The following is an 18108-nucleotide window of genomic DNA, read 5'->3' on the forward strand; positions in this document are numbered from 1 at the left end:
CCAGCGCGGCCGTGGGCAGGATCAGTAGGGGATGAAGGGGCCGCCCCACGGACCGTAGTCGAACGCCATCTGCTGGTTCATCATCGCGGTCATCTGCTGTTCGCTGGCGAGCTGCTGCTGGAACACCATCTGCTGATAGGCGGCGAAATTGTCTTGCGTGCCGTAATAGATGCAGCCGCACACCGTCGGGTCGGCATAGAGGAACACAGGCTGGCCGTTCTGATTTTGCACTGTGAACTTATGCGGCGGCAGGCTCTGCAGCGAAGCGATCTTTGCCGGGGTATCGGCGAGGCGGATCTGGAAACCGGCGGCGGAGAGCATGTTCTCCTTCTGCTGGGTCGCCGTCACGCAGGCGGCGGCCGTGACGCCGATGAGCGTCAGTGCAGCGATCGCAGACATCTTCACGGTAGCGTCTCCTGTACGGTTGGCAATTCCCGGAGGGCGAACCGTATCAAGAGGGGGACGCGAGTCGAGCGGCGCCTCGATTCGTCGTAAACGCCTGCATGCTGCCTGCGGATTCGCCCCTCACTTACGCAGCAGCGGCAGCACTTCGTGGGCGAGCAGGTCGACCTGCTCCTTCTCGTAGCGCCACGGCACGAAGACGATCTTCTTCACCCCGGTGGCGACATGGGCGGCGATCTGCTCGGCGCACTCGGCCGGCGTGCCGACAATGGCGCTGTCGAAGCTGGACAGGGAACCCTTGGACAGGTCCCATTCGGCATGCAGCCATTCCTGCATCTTGGTCATGCCGACCTCGCGCGGGCCGACATAGATCGGCAACTGGTTGAGGCTGTACAACTCGGCCGGGTCGCGGCCTGCCTCTTGCGCATAGGCGGAAATCTTGCCCCACGCTTCGGTGTAGGATTCTGGTGTGTAGAAATAGGTTAGCCAGCCATCCCCGCGCGTGGCGGCGCGCTTGAGCACCACATCGACATAGCCGCCGATGAGGATGGGCGGGTGCGGCTTCTGCACGGGCTTGGGGAACATCACCGCGTTGCGCAGGTTCAGCTCGTCCCATTCGCCACTGACGGAATCCTCGGTCCACAGACGCTTCAGTATATCGAGGTTGCGGTCCATGATCTTGCCGCGACGCTCATAGGGAATGCCGACGGCGTCGAATTCGCGCTTGTACCACCCGACCGCCGCGCCGAGCATCAGGCGCCCGTTCGAGATCAGGTCGATAGTGGAAAGCTGCTTGGCGAGGATGACCGGGTTGCGCAGCGGCAACACCAGCACGCCGGTGCCAATCTTGATCGTCTTGGTACGCGCGGCCACCGCCGTGAGCAGGGAGAGCGAATCGAGAATGGGGAAATGCGGGTCGGTGCCGAGCAGGATGTGGTCCCAGACCCAGAGTGACTCGAAGCCGAGTTCCTCCATCCGCACGCCATAGTCGATCAGCGCCTGCGCGTCGGGAAGCTCCGGGAAGCGGGTGAAGTTGCGCATCGCCACGCCGAAGGCCGGCACACTCATGATCGTCTCCACGCTTGCCGATGGCGGCCCGTTCAGGCCGTGTAAAGCTGTTCGGGGTCGAGCTCGCGCAGTATGGCGAGTTCGTCCATGGTCGGGGCTTGCGTGACCGGCACATCGTCCGGCACTGGCAGATCGAAGCCGGTATTGGCCCTGATGTCGGGGGCCGAGACGCCGGGGTGGAGCGCCACCACCGTCATGGCGCGGCTTTCCGCGTCGAAGCCGAGAATGCCGAGATCGGTCACCACCCGGAACATGCCGCCGGCGGGCAGGCCGGCCCGGGTCCGCGTGTCGCCGCCGTCGAGAAAGCCGGGCGAGGTGATGAAATCCACCTTCTCCACGAAGCGGCGCTTCTCGTGCTTCATGGCGACGATCATGTCGGCCAGCGAGGCGATGTCGTTGCCCCCGCCAGTGCCCGGCAGGCGGATCTTCGGGTTCTCGGCATCGCCGATGAAGGAGGAATTCAGATTGCCGAAACGGTCGATCTGCGCGCCACCCATGAAGCCGACATCGACATAGCCGCGCTGCAGCAGCAGCAGCACTTCGGTGATCGACACAAGCATATTGGCGCGGCGCGAGCAGCGCTGTTCGTTGGTGGAAGGCGGCAGCTTGCCCGCTTCCACGAAGGGGCCGATCACCCCGCCCTCGAACAGGATGGTAAGGCCCGGCGCATGCGTTTTCTGGGCGAGGATCGCGGCCAGAAGCGGAATGCCGACGCCGGCGAAAACGGTCTGCCCTTCCTTGAGCAGCCGCGCGCTCATCACCGCGAGCAATTCGGAGCCGGTATAGGCGGGCGCCACGGAGAGGCTGACCCGGGCACGTTCAGTCGTCATAGATGCCACTCCCGCGGCGCTGGGCGTCGAGCAGTTCCGCCATGCCGATGCGGCTGAGATAGTCGGCCCAATTCTTCGGCTCGTGATAGAAGCGCTCGAGATAAGCCTGTGCCCCCGCATCCGGGTCCTTCGAGGTCATCTGCGCGTAAAGGTCCATGTGGCTGTAGAACGGCTCATAGAGGCCGTAGCATTCATGCGGGGCACTGCCGAAAGGCACCTCGACCACGGCGTCCACCGTGAAGAAGCCGATCTTGGTCTGGTCCGGATGGCGGCGGATCTGCTCGTTGGAGACGATCCGCTCTGTGGTGAGGATCACCTTGTTCGCCGCCATCGCCATGTCGATGTCCATGAAGGTCAACCCGTCGATCTGGGCATTGCCATAGGCGTCGCAGCGCTGGACATGGATGATCGCCACCTCCGGGTTCAGCGCCGGCACCAGCAGCAGCGTCTCGCCGGTGAAGGGGCATTCCATGGTCTTGGCGCCCTCGGCGCGGTCCAGCACGCCGGAGCCGAGCATCGAGCGCATCGGCATGAAGGGCACGCCCATAGCCCCGGCGCGGTAGCGCAGGCCCATCGCCATGTGGCTCCATTCCTCGAAGCGGGCGCGCTTGCTCTCGGTATAGGCGCGCATCACCTTGGACACGCCCCACACGATGCCCTGGCTGAACCAGGAGGTGATGATGTGGCGCGAGACGCCCGAGGCGTAGAGCAGGTCGCCCTCGGTGGAGACGATGGAGCGCGAGACTTCGAGGTCGCGCTTGCCGGCCCGGATCAGCGCCCAGATCATCGCCATTGGCGTGCGCGAGGCGGTGCAGCCGCCGATGGCGAGGCTGTCGCCGTCGGCTACCAGCCGGGCGGCTTCCTCCAGCGACATCACCTTGTCGCGGAGGCTGCGGTCGCGTGCGCGGGTCTTGCTGCGCAGGTCGAGATAGGAGGGGATCGTCACATGTCTCTCCTACGCCGCCTGCGCATTGCCGATGTCGCGGTTCATGCGCACGATCAACTCGTCGAAGATGTCGAGATGGGCCCGCAGCCCACGCCAGAAGCTCTGGTGCCGGCGCCGTTCGAAATCCTCGACGCTGATGCCCTGCTGCTCGACCCAAGTGTAGTAGCCAAGGTTGAACACGCGCTGGCGGTCGCGGTGGTCGAGCTCCAGCACATGGTCCGCGCCGGCGCCGAGCAGATGCTGGCCGAAGGCTTCGCCGGCGCTTACCTGGTCGAAAGTGCCGCCCTTGCGCGTAAGGTGCTGGGCGCGCTCGCTCGCATAGAGCGCGGCGCCGTCGGTGGCGACGGTGAGGATGACGTCGTCGGCGCCGAGGTCGAGCCGACGCGCGGTCTTGATGGCGGCCAGCACATTGCCGATCCCCGAAAGCCCGAGCGAGGCCAGCCCGTCCAGCGTGGCCGCATCCACGCCGCGCCGCTCCGTGAGATAGGCGCGCCCGGCCGGGGTGCTGAACAACAAAGCGAGATCATCCGAGGCGGCATCGGAGACGCCGGCGACGATGTCGGTGTTGGTGACGTTGTGGATGAGCGGAACGTGCTTGTCGCCGATGCCCTGGATGTTGTGCTCGCCGAAGCCGTTATAGAGCAGGGTCGGGCACTCGACCGGCTCCATCGCGACGATGCGGGCGCCGTATTTTTCCTTGAGATGATCTCCCGCGCCGAGCGTGCCGGCCGAGCCGGTGCCGGCGACGAAGGCCGCCAGCCGCAGCCCGGGCGCGCCTGCGCTCAGCCCCTCGAACAGCGCCCCGGCGGCCGCGCCGGTGACGGCGTAATGGGCAAGGTAGTTCGGGAATTCCGAGAACTGGTTGAGGATGAAGTTGCTCTCGTCCGTCGCCATCACGGCGCAGGCGTCGTAGATTTCCTTCACATTCGATTCCGTGCCGGGTGTGCGCACGATATCGGTGGGGTCGGTGACCCATTTCTCCAGCCAGTTGAAGCGCTCGGCGCTCATTCCGCCCGGCAGAACCGCGACGCCGTGGCAGCCGAGAATGCGCGAGATGGCGACGCCGCCGCGGCAGTAATTGCCGGTGGAAGGCCACACGGCGCGGTGATGGGTGGGGTCGAACGTGCCAGTGACGAGGCGCGGCGCGAGGCAGGCATAGGCCGCCAGCACCTTGTGCGCCTGGATCATCGGAAAATGCCGGCCGAGCATCACCACGATGCGCGCCGGCACGCCGGTGATCGCGCTCGGAAGCTCGATATGCGCCGGCACGGCGCGGCCGGCGAGCTTGGCCGCCTCGTTGAACCAGTGCAGGCCGAACAGGTTTCGCGCGTCCGGTGCGTGCTTGTCTGCCGCCTCAGCCATGGCGCGGGCGCCAGCGGGCATTGTCGCCGGCGCCGCCAGCTCCGAAAAGCGGGGCAGCACAATGCCGCGCGCGCGCAGATGCGCGACGGTGCGCTGATAGGTCGAGGCGTCGGCGACAGTGGAGGGCAGATCGAACGGGTTCATGCGTGTCCTGCGAGGCGGCGAGCGAGGGTCGGCGACGCGACGAAATCAGATGATACTAATGATAGAACCATTGATGCAAATTATTCTTATATCGCGGGGATTAAATCGACAAATAGGCTTCGCTGACGGTCGGGTCCCGCGCCAGTTCCGCCGAGACGCCGGAGCGGGTGACGCGGCCGCTCTCGACGATATAGGCCCGGTGCGAGAGCTCGAAGGCGGTCATCACGTCCTGCTCCACGAGGAGGATCGTCTGGCCGGCTCGGTTCAGCGCGATCAGCGCCTCGCTCAGGTGCTCCACCATGCGCGGCGAGAGCCCGAGCGAGAGTTCGTCGATCATCAAGAGGCGCGGGCGGGACATGATTCCCCGTCCCACCGCGCACATCTGCTGCTCGCCGCCCGACAGGGTAGTGGCGTCCTGGCGCTGGCGATCGCGCAGGATCGGGAACAGATCGAACACCCAGTCGAGGTCGCGGGCGATCGCCTCGCGATCGGTGCGCAGATAGGCGCCGAGCATCAGATTGTCGCGCACGGTGAGGCCCCGGAACAGGCGACGGCCCTCCGGAACATGGGCGATGCCGGCCCTGAGCACGACATCGGGCCGGGCGCCCTCGATGGGGGCACCGTTGAAGCGGATCGTGCCCGCCTGCGGGGCCAGCTGGCCGGAGATGGTGCGCAGCAGCGTGGTCTTGCCGGCGCCGTTCGAGCCGACCAGGGCGACGATCTCACCGGGATAGACCACAAGGTCCATGCCCCACAGCACCCGGATCTGACCATAGCCCGAGGTCACGCCTTCCAGCGCCAGCAAAGGCTCAGACATGGTTGAGTTCCTTCAGCCGGGCGGCGAACTTGGCGCCGAGATAGGCCTCGATCACCCGCTCGTCGGCGACGATCTCCGAGCTCGGCCCGTCGGCGATGAGCTGGCCGTGATGCAGCACCAGAAGGCGCTTCGAAAGCGAGAGGACGACCTTCATCAGGTGTTCGATGATGAGCACGGTGACGCCGCGCTCGGCGATCTTGCGGATGAGGGCCAGCGCGCCGTCGATCTCGGATGAGTTGAGCCCGGCATTCACCTCGTCGAGCATCAACACGCGCGGGTTCATGGCAAGGCTCTTGGCCAGTTCCAGCCGTTTGCGTGCCGCCAAGGCGAGATTGGCGGCGGGCCGGTCCGCCAGCGCGTCGAGGCCGACAAATTCGAGGCTTTGCATCGCCATATCGCGCGCGTCGCCCAGCGAGCCGGCCCCGGCGCCGAACAGCGCTCCGGCGGTGACATTCTCCAACACCGTCATGGCCGGGAAGGGCTGGACGATCTGGAAGGTGCGGGCCAGCCCGCGCCGGGCGGCCTGATAGGGCTTCTGCAGCCCGACATCCTCGCTCTTGAACAGGATGCGCCCGGAGGAGCGGCGCAGATTTCCAGTGACGACATTGACCAGCGTGGTCTTGCCCGCCCCGTTCGGCCCGATGAGACCCACCACCTCGCCTTCGTTCAGCGAAAACGACACGTCGGTGAGGGCGGCGAGCCCACCGAACTGTTTGGAGACGCCGTCGAGGCGCAAGATGGGCTCGATCATTGGCCGCCCCCCACCTTGGCCGCCCGCAGCCGTCGCATGCCGAGGCTGAGCAGTCCGCCCGGCAGGAAGAAGATCAGCAGTACGATGACGACGCCGAGGATGGCACGGTTCCAGTCGAGGAAGTTCGCCCAGAACAGCTCCTCCAGCAGCACGAAGGCGGCCGCCCCCAGCGCCGGGCCGAGAATGGTGCCGGCGCCGCCGAGCAGTGCCATGACGACGACCTTCACCGTCATCACGATCTGGAAGGAATCGGTCGGGTCGATATAACCGGTCCATGAGGCATAGGCAGCGCCGGCGGTGGCGCAGAACATGGCCGAGAGCGTGTAGGCGGCGATCTTGTAGGCGGTAGTGTTGATGCCGACCATCGCCGCGGCATCCTCGTTCTGGTGGATGCAGCGCAGGCCGAAGCCGAGCCGCGAGCGGTCGACGAGAATCGTGGCGATGAGGCTGGCCAGCAGGATGCCGAGCATCACGAACAGGAAGAAGCGCATCAGTTCTTCCGGCGGCCAGGCCATCAGCGGCAGGTTGAGCCCGTCGCCGCCGCCGGTGAGGCTCGACCAGGAGGAAACCACCAGCCGACACAGTTCCACCACGGCGATGGAGCCGATGGCGAAATAGTGCCCGCGCAGCCGCAGGATGATGCCGCCGAGCAGCGCGGCGAAGGCGGCAACCACCACGGTGGCGATCGCCCAGGCGAGACCCATGGGGATGCCGTGGCGCTGGCAGATCGCCCCGACATAGGCGCCGAGGCCGAAGAAGGCGGCGGTGGAAAAGGAGGGGTAGCCGGTGAAGCCGCCGATGAAGTTCCATGAGGTGGCGAGCGCGCCATACATGGCGACAATGGCGGCTGTGCGAACCACGTAATTATCGGCATAGAGCGGCGTGGTGGCGAGCACCAGCAGGCCGGCAACCATGGCCGCGTAAAGTGGAAAGCCGGATTTCATTCGTACCCCCTCACGCCGACGAGGCCGGTGGGCCGGGTAAGCAGCAGCACCAGCATCAGCACGAAGCCGGCGGTGATCGCCTGCTGCGGCCCGAACCAGTGGCCGGCGAAACTCTCCACCAGCCCCAGCACCAGCCCGCCGACCAGCGCGCCCGGCACCGAGCCGAGCCCGCCCACCACGCAGACGACGAAGGCCTTGCCGAGCCAGATGCCGGTGACGTTGGTGGTGATGGGGAACACAGTGGCGAAGACCACCCCGGCGACGCCCGCCATCAGCGCGCCAATGCCGAAGGTAATGGCGTAGATGCGTTCGGTGCGGATGCCCATGAGTTCGGCGGCGGAGCGGTCCATCCGCACTGCGACGATGGCCCGGCCGATGGAGGAACCGCGCATCACGGCATAAAGCAGCAGCGTCATCGCCAAAGCGAGGCCAGTTCCCACGAGACGGTCCACCGGCAGCACGATGGAGCCCAGATGCACCGCGCCGAGGTCGAGCGTGATCCGGCGCGGGGTCGCGGTGAACCAGTAGGTCATCGCGTTGTAGAGGATCATGTCGAGGCCGAAGGTCAGCGTCAGCGTGGTGAGGACGGGGGCGCTGACGACCCGATTAATCACCAGCTTCTGCAGTGCGAAGCCGAGCGCGAACATCAGCGCCGCGACTACCGGCAACATCACCACGGGATGGATGCCGTAGAGATGCCAGGCGAAGAAGGTGAGATAGCCGCCCAGGATGATGAACGAGCCGTGAAGCATGTTGATCACGTTCAACACGCCCCAGACCAGCGAGAAGCCGACCGCCAGGCAGGCATAGAGCGCGCCGAGCATCAGGCCGTTGGAGAGGATCTGCAGGTAGATCGCCATATCGCCCTTGTCGCTGGCTCGCGCTCGGTGCCTGTGGGACGGCCGCAAGACTGAAGAGGACGCGCGCCGGATGGTTCGGCGCGCGCTCGGAAGGCGCCCCGGTCAGGGCATGGCGATCATGTCGGCGTTCTTGATCGCGGCGGGGGCGAGCACCTTGATCGCCTGGTCCTGCACCTGGATGATCGGCAGTTCGCGCGAGAGGTTCATGCCGTTGGGGCCGAACTTGATCGGGCCGTAGAAGGTCTGGATGTCGGTCGCCGCGATGGCGTCGCGCACCTTGACCTTGTCGAGCGAGCCGGCACGGGCGAGCGCGTCGACGATGACCTCGCCCGCCGCCGCGCAGGAGCCGTGCACATAGTCCGGGTCGCCCTTGGTGCGGGCCTTGAAGTCCTCATAGAACGCGGCCGTGGTCGGCCACACGCCCTGGCCCTCATAGCTGGTGAGGTGATGCCACCAGCTCGACGAGGAGATGCCATTGGCCAGCGGGCCGAGGCCGTCGGTGAACTCCTTGTAGGACGGGCCGGTGACCATGGTGACGATCGGCGCGGTGACGCCGAGATCCTGCATCTGCTTGCGGGCGAGGATCAGGTCCTGGGTGTAGCCGGTGATGTAGATCCAGTCCGGCTTGGCGGCCTTGATCGAGGACAGCGCGGCGGCATGGTCCATGGTGCCAACCGGATAGAGTTCCTTGTAGGCGACGGTCAACCCACCCGCTTCGGCCGCCTTGGCGATGCCTTCGGCCATGGATTTGGGGAACACGTCGTCGCGGCCGAGCACGGCGATCGACTTGGTCTCCGGGAACTTCTCCTTGAAGAACTTCACCATGGCGGTGGTCATGCCGCCATTGGGGGAAAGCGTGCCGAACAGATATTTTAGCGTCTGGTCATAGACGCTCTCGGAGGAGGCGACACAGGCGATGGTCGGCACCTGGTAGCGTTCGCCGACACCCGCGACGATCTTGGTGTGGCCCGAGCCGAAGGGCGAGAACAGGAACTGCACCTTGTCGTCGTTGATCAGCTTCTCGGCGAGCTGGGAGGCCCGCTGACCTTCCGACTGGTAGTCATATTCGATCAGCTCGACCTTGAGCTTCTTGTCGCCCACCTGGATGCCGCCGGCGGCGTTGATCTTTTCGACCCACATCTTCCAGACGACATCCTGCTTGTGGCCTTCGTCGGCGAGGCCGCCGGTGAGGGCGAGCGGAGCGCCGATCTTGATCGTCTCCTGCGCCAAAGCAGGGGACGTCAGCGCGGCGGCAAGAAGGCCGGTGGCGACGCTGCTGGCGAGCAGGCCGGCGCGTGCGGAACGAAGGATACCGTGAGCGAACATGCGATTCTTTCCTGTGCTGGAAATGCCAAAGGGTCGCTGCGGCCCCTGCCCGGCGGGGCCTTCGTGTCGCGCGCCTCCAGCGACGGCGGGTCAGTGCCACTGCCGGATGGTATGGTGTGCTATGTAACCATACCAATCAGGGTGATTTGCTCAATATTTAATGGCGTTGATGGCTGCGTTAATTTTGGGCAGCCGGCGGTGAACAAGGGGGCAATCGCGCCCTCCGTCGCGGTCCGACTGACAGTGCCATCACCGCGCGGGGCGCATCGGCGGGCGGGGAGCCGCTTGGCATGGGCGTTGCTAGCTCTTCGACGACGCTATGTGCCCGGCGTCCCAGTCGCCGCCCGCGGTCAGGCGGGGCGAGGCGAATGAGCGTGATTTCGCGCCCGGTGCTTTCGACGCCGGCGCGTGGCTTTGGAGGCAGGTGGCACATGGAACTGACCGGCGCGCAGCGCATCGAGGCTCCCCGCGAGGCGGTTTGGCAGGCGCTGAACGACCCCGACATCCTTCGCCAGTGCATTCCCGGTTGCCAGGAACTGGTGCAGGCGTCGGCCACCGCCTTTACTGCGCGCGTCACCCTGAAGATAGGGCCGGTGAAGGCCAGCTTTTCCGGCGCGGTGACGCTGTCCGACCTTGTTCCGCCCCACCGCTACCGCATCACGGGTGAGGGGCAGGGCGGCGTCGCCGGTTTCGCAAAGGGGGGCGCCGACGTCTGGCTGGAGTCGGAGGAAGACGGCGCCACGCTCCTGAACTACTCTGCGCAGGCCATGGTCGGCGGCAAGATCGCCCAGCTGGGCGCCCGGCTGATCGACAGCACCTCCCGCAAGCTGGCGGGCGAGTTCTTCAGCGCCTTCGCTGAGATCGTCGCCCCGCCGCCGATCCCCGCGCCGGCCCTGCCGAGCGAGGCCGCGTCGTGATCGCCGCCCGAACCACAATCACCTCCGGCACGTGGGAGTAGCGCGATGCAGCCCAGTCCGTTCAACGACGCCCCGGCTCCCCCGACGCACGCCCTCGCGCTGACCGTGAACGGCGCTGCGGTCGCCGTCACGGTGGACGCGCGGACCCTGCTGGTGCAGCTGCTGCGCGACGAGTTGCGGCTCACCGGCACCCATGTCGGCTGCGACACCAGCCAATGCGGTGCCTGCACCGTGCATGTCGATGGCGAGGCGGTCAAAGCCTGCGCCGTGCTCGTTGTGCAGGTGGAAGGACGCGACGTGCGGACGATCGAGGGGGTGGCCACGGCGGAGACGCTGCACCCGATGCAGGAGGCCTTCCGCGAGCATCACGGCCTGCAATGCGGCTTCTGCACGCCCGGAATGATCCTCGTCGCCATGGACATGGTGCGCCGCCACGGTCCCGTTCTGGACGAGGCGACCGTGCGGGCCGATCTGGAAGGGAATATCTGCCGCTGCACCGGCTACCACAACATCGTCAAGGCCATCATCACAGGCGCGCGCGCTATGGGCGGGCCTGCCGGTGGGCAGGAATAGGAGAGCGTCATGTTCGCCTTCACCTATCACCGCCCGGACACCCTCACACAGGCTGTCGCTTTGCTGCAGACGCGGGAGGAGGCGAAGCCACTCGCTGGTGGCCAGACGCTGATCGCCACGCTGAAGCAGCGGCTTGCCGCCCCGAGCGATCTGGTGGACCTTGCCGCCCTGCCGGACCTGCGCGCCATTTCGCGCGAGGACGGCCGGTTGGTGATCGGCGCCATGGCTCGGCATGCCGAGGTCGAAGCCTCGCCGCTGGTGCGCGCTTGCCTGCCCGCGCTGGCGGCGCTCGCCGGGCTGATCGGCGATCCAGCCGTGCGCAATCGCGGCACACTGGGCGGCTCGATCGCCAATAACGACCCGTCCGCCGACTATCCCGCGGCGTGCCTCGCGCTCGACGCCACCATCATCACCGATCGGCGGGAAATCGCTGCGGCCGACTTCTTCACCGGCCTGTTCGAGACCGCGCTGGAGCCGGACGAGATCGTCATCCGTGTCGCCTTTCCGCTCGGCGGGGAGGGGGCCTATGAGAAATTCCGCAACCCTGCCTCGCGCTATGCCATGGCGGGCGTGTTCATCTGGCGGGGCGAAGTGGCGCCGGGAGAGGCGTTGACCGGCGAAATTCTGGTGCGCGTCGCCGTCACCGGGGCCGGGCAGGGTGGGGTTTTCCGCTGGCGCGATGCGGAGACGGCGCTGGCCGGCGCCTTCTGCCCGGCGGCGCTGGAGGGCCTCGTCCCGCCGGCGGACGAGATGATAGAGGACATTCATGGCAGCGGCGCCTATCGCGCCCACCTCGCCGGCGCGATGGCCCGCCGCGCCGTGGCGCGACTGATGGTAGCTGGCGCTTGATCCGATCTGTTCGGATCGTGAAAGTTGGCCCGCGAGCCGAGACCGTGAACGGTGAAAGCTGCGCGGGCCTCTTGTCAGGGTTTGAGTACCACCTTGATGCAGCCATCATGCTTGTCGCGGAAGATCTTGTAGAGGTCGGGACCGTCCTCCAGCGAGGCGCGGTGGGTGATGACGAAGGACGGGTCGATGTCGCCGTTCTGGATTCGCTCCATCAGCATCGGCAGATAACGCTGCACGGGGGTCTGGGCCATGCGGAACCGTAGGCCGCGATTGATCGCCGATCCCATCGGCACCTTGTCGAGAAAGCCGCCATAGACACCGACGATGGAGACTGTGCCGAAGTTGCGGCAGCACTGGATAGCCTGGCGCAGCACATGTGGTCGATCCGTGCCCATGAACAGCGCCGTCTTCACCCGGTCGATCATGGAATCGGCGCTAGCCATGGCGTCGGCCTCTGTGCCGACGGCATCGATGCAGCCGTCCGCGCCGCGACCATGGGTTAGCTCCATGAGGCGGTCATAGATGTCCTCTTCGTGGAAATCGAGCGTCAGCGCGCCGCTGACCCGGGCCAGCGCCAGGCGCTCGGGCACGGTGTCGATGGCGATCACCCGCTCGGCTCCGAGTAGGAAGGCCGAGCGGATCGCCATCTGGCCCACCGGGCCGCAGCCCCAGATGGCGACGGTGTCACCGGGCTGGATGTCGCAGAACTCCGCTGCCATGTACCCGGTCGGAAAGATGTCGGAGAGGAACAGCGCCTGCTCGTCCGTCATGCCGTCAGGCACCTTGATCGGCCCGACATCGGCATAGGGAATGCGCAGATATTCTGCCTGACCGCCGGCATAACCGCCAAGCAGATGCGAATAGCCGAACAGGCCGCCGGGGGAATTGCCCTAGAGCTTGGCAGCTTTCGCACGGTCGGGATTGCTGCGCTCGCAGCCGGAATAGAAGCCGCGCGTGCAGAAGAAGCACTCGCCGCAGGAGATCGTGAACGGCACGACGACACGGTCGCCGACCTTCAGATTGCCGACGCCGGCACCAACCTCGACCACTTCGCCCATGGTCTCGTGGCCGAGCACGTCGCCATGCTCCATGCCGGGGATGATGCCGCCGTAGATGTGCAGGTCGGAGCCGCAGATGGCGCATGCCGTCACCTTGATGATGGCGTCGCGGCCATCCTCGATCTTCGGGTCCGGCACGCTGTCGCAGCGTATGTCGCCTTTGCCATGCCAGGTCAGCGCTTTCATCGGGGGATCCTTGGGTAGTTTGGGGACAAGGGGCCGGATGCCTGCCGGTCAATCCCCCGCGCCCCGGCCTGTTCCCTCCGCGCCCGTCACTATTCAGGCACGGCCGCGCCTTATCCTGTCATCGGCGAGCTGGGTATCGGCGGGGCCGCCGCCGTGCGGCTGGAAGCGGCCGCCGCTCTCAGAAGGGCAGCGGGTTGCCGTGGCGGTCGAAGAAGCCGCCGCTGTCGGCCGGGCCCAGCCTCGTCAGGCTGGCCAGCAGGTCGCGCGCGGCTTCGGCGGGGGAAAGCGGCTCCAGCCCGACCTTGGCGAAGGGGCGCGACAGCGGTGTCGACACCGTGCCCGGGTGCAGCGCGACGCAGATCGCCGCGCCATGGGTGCGCTTCAGCTCGATCGCGGCGCAGCGCACCAGCTGGTTAAGCGCGGCCTTGGAAGCGCGGTAGCTGTACCAGCCGCCCAGCCGGTTATCCCCGATGCTGCCGACCTTGGCTGACAGCGTCGCGAAGATGGCGGGCGCGGCGCGCGGCAGCAGGGGCAGGAAGTGCTTCATCAGCAGCGCCGGCCCAATGGCGTTGATGGCGAAGGCACGCGCCATCGCCGCCGGGTCGATCGCCCGCAGCGCCTTCTCCGGCTGCAGCGTCGCATCGGACAACAGGCCGGTGGCGTCCAGCACTAGATGAGGCGTTCCGTTCGCCGCGACATGGCGCGCCGCCTGCGCCACGGTCTCCTCCTCAAGCAGGTCGAGCCGGGGGGCGGACCGGCGGGAAAGGCCGACCACCGCGTCGAAGGCGTCGCCCTCGACCAGCGCCTCGACCAGCGCCGCGCCGATGCCGCCGCTCGACCCGATGACCACAGCAAGCCTCACCGGCGCGTCTCCTCTAAGCGCCGAGCCAGATTCTGAAGGCGCGGCCGCAGCCGGAGGAAGTGCGTATAGCTCCACTCCAGCAGCGCCAGAACATGACGGTTGCGCGCCGCAAGGCCCACCGGCCGGAGCAGCGGGATCTGCCGCCACATGGCGGCAAAGGCCGCTGCACCGGAATAAAGCTGGCCCTCCTCGGCGGCGTGCAGGCGCGCCAGCATGTCGGCGCGATCGACCGGGCAGGAATCGGCTGTCTCCAGATCGACGAAGGCGATCCGTCCGCGATGATCGAGGCGCTTCATCAGGGCGATTTCGCGCCGGCAGAGTGGGCATTGGGAATCGTACCAGACCGTCACCGCGCTCATGGCAGGTCTCGCTTGATGATTTCGGCGAGATCGAGCGCCGCCAGGCACACCTCCTCGATCCGGCTTGTGCCGGCCCAGTCGCCGGTGGCGGCTAAGCTGCCGTCCGGCGCGATCCACGGGCCGGGCCTCTCGCTATGGTCAACCAGCGCCGAGCGCCAGCGGTGCGCCTTCACCAGCACCGGCTCGGGCAGGTCAAAGGGCAACGCCGCCCGCAGAGCGTGCAGCAGCATCGGCGCCAGCAGTTCCGCCGGCGTGTCGCAATTGGGTCGCGACCAGCGGCTTCGGGTCTGGGCGACGAGGGTGGTGACATCGCGCGCGCGCCCGGGCTTCGAACTGTCGACGGTGATCCAGCGCAGCGGCCCGCCCCTCACCCGGGCGGCGACCCAGCCCTCGAACCAGGGTTTGTCGATCGCGACCATCAGGGCATGACGGGGCTTCATCGTGGCTTCAGGCAGGACTGCCGCGCCCGCCGCCGCGCTGAACAGCGCCCGGGTCTGGTGCGTCGGCGCGGTGGAGACCACGAGGTCGAACGTGCCCAGCGCCTCGCCGCTGACGCTGGCGAGAGGGTAGGGCCCCGCCCCGCCACCGAGCGGCGCCACATCGGTTCCGGCCCGGACATCGATGGCCCCGGCAAGATGCCCGGCGAGAGCGTTCATCCCGGGAACGCCGACGAGCAGGCGCTCGGATTGATGGCGGATGCCGGCGACGCGGCCGGCCTGGAGATTAATCACCGCACCTGGCCACTCGGCCACCACGCCCGCTGTCAGCAGAGGGGCCAGCCAGGCCAGGAAGGCCGGCGTACGCGCGGTGAAGCAGGGCGCACCATGGTCGAAGCGATATACGCCCTCGCGGCGTGAGGCGGTGCGCCCGCCGGGGCCACGCGCCTTCTCGATCACGGTGACCTCCGCCCGCCCCTTCAGCGCCTGGGCAAGCGTCAGTCCGGAGAGGCCGGCGCCGATAATGGCGATGCGTTTCATGCGGTCAGCCCGATCCAGATGCAGGCGCCCACCACCATCGCGCTGATGACGACACGCAGCTGCCAGAACCAATCGGGCCAAAGCCCGCCTACGCGCAGATGCCGGTCGATGCCGAGCAGCGCTGCGAAAATCGCGGCCAGCAGCAGAAAGCCAGGCTGCGGCGGCAGCAGCGCCGCCAGCCAGGCAATCAGCGCGCCGACGTTGCTCAGCAGGAAGAGCCGGACAGCCAGGGTCTGGGGCGCAAACAGCGCCGCCGCCCAGTGCATGCCGCAGATGAAGGAGGCGATCAGCGCGCCATAAATCTGCACCATGCCGAGCCGGCTCCCCCCGAGCAGCGCGGCATCGGCGATGGCGGCGAGGAAGGGCAGCGTCCCGGCCGCCGCGAGCAACCAGGCGGTGACGCGGACGGTGGAGGCAGGGGCGAAAGAGGCAGGAGCCGGGATCATGCGGCTTCTACGGTGCGGCGTTCGGCCCGGATCAGGGTGCCGCACCCATGGCCCGGCGCCTAGATCATTTCCCCTTTTCATGGAAACGGTGAAATGATCTCATTCTTTGTTTAGTCGCGTTTTCTTCACGCGAACCGGTATCCACTTCGCTCGAAAACGCTCTAGCGATAGATCAGCCCTGCCAGCGCGGCATAGAGCGGGATGCCGATCACTACGTTCAACGGGAAGGTGACGGCGAGGGCGGCGGCAAGCGCATAGGCGGCATTGGCCTGCGGCAGGGCGAGGCGGACCGCTGCGGGCGCCGCGATGTAGGAGGCGCTGGCCGCCAGCGTCGCCAGCACGATCGCCCCGCCTTCCGAGAGGCCAGCGGCAGCCCCTGCCAACAGTCCCAGCCCGCCATTAACCAGCGGCGCGGCGATCGCGAAGGCCAGCAGCCGGCCGCCCGCCTTCCAGGCCTCGTCCGCCTTCTCCGCCGCGACGATGCCGAGTTCCAGCAGGAACAGGCAGAGGAAGCCGAGGAACAGATCGCCGAAGAAGGGCTGCACCGGGGCCATGCCGGCCTTGCCGATCACCCCGCCAATGGCGAGCCCGCCGACCAGCAGCACGAAACTCTTGGAAGAGATCACCTCGCGCAAGGCCGCACCCAGCGAGGGCTGGGCGCTGTGCGCCGCGTCAATGCCGGCCCTGTCCGCCGCCCGGTCCCTGACCATGCGGGCGAGAAGCAGCGCGACGAGGATCGCCGGGGCTTCCATCAGCGCCAATATGGCGTTCATGAAGCCTTCATGGGGAATGCCGGCCCGGGCGAGATAGCTCACCACCGCTATGAAAGTGACGGCGGAGACCGAGCCGTAATGCGCGGCGAGCGAGGCGGCGTCCGCCACGCCGAAGCCGGCGAGCCGGCGCAGCGCGACGAAGCACCAGAGCGGGATGAACAGGCCGAGCGCCAGCGCCGCGCCCGCCGGAGCGGCGAACTCCGCCCAGCGTGTCTCCGCCAGTTCCGCTCCGCCCTTCAGCCCGATGGCGAGGAGGAGATAAATCGATACCGCCTCGAACACGGGCGCCGGCACGCGCAGATTGCTCCGCAGGGCGCAGGCGAGCGCCCCGAGGCCGAAACACAGGACCGGGGGCGAGAGCAGGGCGGCACTGGCGAGCGACATGGGGTTCCCTCGGTGGATGGCACGTGGCGGACAGGCGAGAGCCGGGCGCGGCACCGCTCTGCGCGGCGGCCGGCCCGGCCCTTGAAGGCTTCAGGGGAAAGGCCGGCGCCGTGGCGCCGGCCTTGGGATCAATGGGCGCCAAGCCCGGTCTTGCGGGTCTTCCACAGCGAGAAGACAACGCCACCGGCGATCATCGCCAAAGTGACCGAAAGCGAGACCGCCGGGTCGAGCTTGCCGTAGAAGTAGTTCCAGAAGATCTTGCCGCCTATGAACACCAGCACGAGCGCCAGGGCGTATTTCAGGTACTCGAAGCGGTGCACCATGGCGGCGAGTGCGAAGTAGAGGGCGCGCAGGCCAAGGATCGCCATGATGTTGGCGGTGAAGACGATGTAGGTGTCGGTGGTGATGGCGAAGATCGCCGGCACCGAGTCGACCGCGAAGACCAGGTCGGCAATGTTGATGACGACCAGCGCCAGGAAAAGCGGCGTCACCCAGAGCACCAACTTGCCCGTCACCGGGTGCGGCTGGCGCACGATGAAGCGCTGGCCATGCAGCTGCGGCGTCACCCGCAGCACCCGCGAGAGCAGGCGCACCACCGGGTTCTTGGAGATGTCCTGCTCGCCCTCCTTGACGATCAGCATCTTGATGCCGGTCGCGACGAGGAAGGCGCCGAATAGCAGCAGCACCCAGTCATATTCCTGCACCAGCGCGGCGCCGACGCCGATCATGAGGCCGCGCAGCACCAGCACCGCGATGATGCCCCAGACGAGCGCGCGGTACTGGTAGATGCGGGGAATGGCGAAGTAGCTGAAGATCAGCGAGATGACGAAGACATTGTCGATCGAGAGCGCCTTCTCGATCGCATAGCCGGTGAAGTACTGCATGCTGGCGTCGGCCCCTCGCGAGTACCAGACCCAGCCGCCGAACAGCACGGCGACGAAGATATAGAACAGCGAGAGCCGGAGGCTTTCGCCGATACCGAGTTCCTTGTCGCCCTTGTTCAGCACGCCGAGATCGAAGGCGAGCAGGATGAAGACGATGGCGAGAAAGCTCAGCCAGAGCCAGGCGGGCGTGCCGACGATGTCGGCGGTGATCAGCGTTATCAATGTGTCCATCGGGTCCTCGGTTCAGCCCCCAAGACACACGCCGGCACGCCGGCCCACGGCGCCGGGAAGGCGCCGTAGGTCGTCCGTGCGAACATGCGCTGGGGAGTGCGGGTAGGGGGAGGACCGACATGGCGGCGCGCTGCCGTCAGAGGGACCCGGGCCTCGGCT

Annotated in this window: 19 protein-coding genes and 1 pseudogene; 3 read left to right on the forward strand and 17 right to left on the reverse strand. The window is 67.0% G+C overall.

Annotated features, from left to right (window positions below):
* Window positions 1–21: 21 nt before the first annotated feature.
* The 10 genes from A3M1_RS0113595 to A3M1_RS0113640 form a co-directional block, all read right to left on the reverse strand.
* Window positions 22–399, reverse strand: coding sequence for a hypothetical protein (locus A3M1_RS0113595; RefSeq protein WP_245261888.1), 378 nt, complete (start codon window positions 397–399; stop codon window positions 22–24).
* A 126-nt stretch (window positions 400–525) separates the two neighbouring features.
* Window positions 526–1470 (reverse strand): LLM class flavin-dependent oxidoreductase, encoded by a 945-nt coding sequence (locus tag A3M1_RS0113600; protein ID WP_018389528.1) that lies wholly within the window; start codon window positions 1468–1470, stop codon window positions 526–528.
* Between the two features lie 32 nt (window positions 1471–1502).
* The gene (locus tag A3M1_RS0113605; RefSeq protein WP_018389529.1) at window positions 1503–2300 is read right to left on the reverse strand and encodes a CoA-transferase subunit beta; all 798 of its coding nucleotides are present in this window, start codon (window positions 2298–2300) and stop codon (window positions 1503–1505) included.
* Window positions 2290–3246: a CoA transferase subunit A gene (locus tag A3M1_RS0113610; protein ID WP_018389530.1), complete on the reverse strand. Its 957-nt coding sequence runs from the start codon at window positions 3244–3246 to the stop codon at window positions 2290–2292. Before A3M1_RS0113610 ends, A3M1_RS0113605 begins: the two co-directional genes overlap by 11 nt.
* Before the next feature lie 9 nt (window positions 3247–3255).
* Window positions 3256–4752 (reverse strand): pyridoxal-phosphate dependent enzyme, encoded by a 1497-nt coding sequence (locus A3M1_RS0113615; RefSeq protein WP_018389531.1) that lies wholly within the window; start codon window positions 4750–4752, stop codon window positions 3256–3258.
* A gap of 100 nt (window positions 4753–4852) precedes the next feature.
* Window positions 4853–5569 (reverse strand): ABC transporter ATP-binding protein, encoded by a 717-nt coding sequence (locus A3M1_RS0113620; RefSeq protein ID WP_018389532.1) that lies wholly within the window; start codon window positions 5567–5569, stop codon window positions 4853–4855.
* Window positions 5562–6320: an ABC transporter ATP-binding protein gene (locus tag A3M1_RS0113625; protein WP_018389533.1), complete on the reverse strand. Its 759-nt coding sequence runs from the start codon at window positions 6318–6320 to the stop codon at window positions 5562–5564. The genes A3M1_RS0113620 and A3M1_RS0113625 overlap by 8 nt, the downstream gene beginning before the upstream one ends.
* Window positions 6317–7264 (reverse strand): branched-chain amino acid ABC transporter permease, encoded by a 948-nt coding sequence (locus tag A3M1_RS0113630; protein WP_018389534.1) that lies wholly within the window; start codon window positions 7262–7264, stop codon window positions 6317–6319. The genes A3M1_RS0113625 and A3M1_RS0113630 overlap by 4 nt, the downstream gene beginning before the upstream one ends.
* Window positions 7261–8124 (reverse strand): branched-chain amino acid ABC transporter permease, encoded by an 864-nt coding sequence (locus A3M1_RS0113635; protein ID WP_018389535.1) that lies wholly within the window; start codon window positions 8122–8124, stop codon window positions 7261–7263. The genes A3M1_RS0113630 and A3M1_RS0113635 overlap by 4 nt, the downstream gene beginning before the upstream one ends.
* A 102-nt stretch (window positions 8125–8226) precedes the next feature.
* Complete coding sequence (locus tag A3M1_RS0113640; protein ID WP_018389536.1) at window positions 8227–9450, reverse strand: amino acid ABC transporter substrate-binding protein; 1224 nt, start codon at window positions 9448–9450, stop codon at window positions 8227–8229.
* Window positions 9451–9881: 431 nt separating this feature from the next.
* Here A3M1_RS0113640 and A3M1_RS0113645 point away from each other — a divergent pair, with 431 nt between their 5' ends.
* From A3M1_RS0113645 to A3M1_RS0113655, 3 genes are read left to right on the forward strand one after another with little or no spacing between them, the layout of a single operon-like run.
* Window positions 9882–10367 (forward strand): carbon monoxide dehydrogenase subunit G, encoded by a 486-nt coding sequence (locus A3M1_RS0113645; RefSeq protein ID WP_018389537.1) that lies wholly within the window; start codon window positions 9882–9884, stop codon window positions 10365–10367.
* Between the two features lie 45 nt (window positions 10368–10412).
* Window positions 10413–10940: a (2Fe-2S)-binding protein gene (locus A3M1_RS0113650; protein WP_018389538.1), complete on the forward strand. Its 528-nt coding sequence runs from the start codon at window positions 10413–10415 to the stop codon at window positions 10938–10940.
* 9 nt (window positions 10941–10949) lie between these two features.
* Complete coding sequence (locus A3M1_RS0113655) at window positions 10950–11789, forward strand: xanthine dehydrogenase family protein subunit M (protein WP_018389539.1); 840 nt, start codon at window positions 10950–10952, stop codon at window positions 11787–11789.
* Window positions 11790–11863: 74 nt separating this feature from the next.
* Here the strand turns inward: A3M1_RS0113655 and A3M1_RS25065 are convergent.
* From A3M1_RS25065 to A3M1_RS0113690, 7 genes and pseudogenes are all read right to left on the reverse strand, one after another.
* Window positions 11864–13033 (reverse strand): annotated as a pseudogene (locus A3M1_RS25065) (zinc-dependent alcohol dehydrogenase).
* Between the two features lie 178 nt (window positions 13034–13211).
* Window positions 13212–13883, reverse strand: coding sequence for an SDR family NAD(P)-dependent oxidoreductase (locus A3M1_RS0113665; RefSeq protein ID WP_018389542.1), 672 nt, complete (start codon window positions 13881–13883; stop codon window positions 13212–13214).
* Between the two features lie 8 nt (window positions 13884–13891).
* Window positions 13892–14254, reverse strand: a complete 363-nt coding sequence (locus A3M1_RS0113670) for a DUF393 domain-containing protein (RefSeq protein WP_018389543.1) — start codon at window positions 14252–14254, stop codon at window positions 13892–13894.
* The gene (locus tag A3M1_RS0113675) at window positions 14251–15231 is read right to left on the reverse strand and encodes an NAD(P)/FAD-dependent oxidoreductase (protein WP_018389544.1); all 981 of its coding nucleotides are present in this window, start codon (window positions 15229–15231) and stop codon (window positions 14251–14253) included. The genes A3M1_RS0113670 and A3M1_RS0113675 overlap by 4 nt, the downstream gene beginning before the upstream one ends.
* Window positions 15228–15677 carry a DUF3429 domain-containing protein gene (locus tag A3M1_RS0113680; protein WP_018389545.1) on the reverse strand — a complete coding sequence of 150 codons (450 nt, stop codon included), beginning with the start codon at window positions 15675–15677 and terminating at the stop codon, window positions 15228–15230. Before A3M1_RS0113680 ends, A3M1_RS0113675 begins: the two co-directional genes overlap by 4 nt.
* A gap of 161 nt (window positions 15678–15838) precedes the next feature.
* A complete protein-coding gene (locus tag A3M1_RS0113685; protein WP_018389546.1) occupies window positions 15839–16834 on the reverse strand; it encodes a sodium-dependent bicarbonate transport family permease in 996 nt (331 codons plus the stop codon).
* Window positions 16835–16962: 128 nt separating this feature from the next.
* A complete protein-coding gene (locus A3M1_RS0113690) occupies window positions 16963–17949 on the reverse strand; it encodes a TerC family protein (protein WP_018389547.1) in 987 nt (328 codons plus the stop codon).
* Between the last annotated feature and the right edge of the window lie 159 nt (window positions 17950–18108).

The organism is Ancylobacter sp. FA202 (assembly GCF_000380205.1).
Taxonomy (GTDB): domain Bacteria; phylum Pseudomonadota; class Alphaproteobacteria; order Rhizobiales; family Xanthobacteraceae; genus Ancylobacter.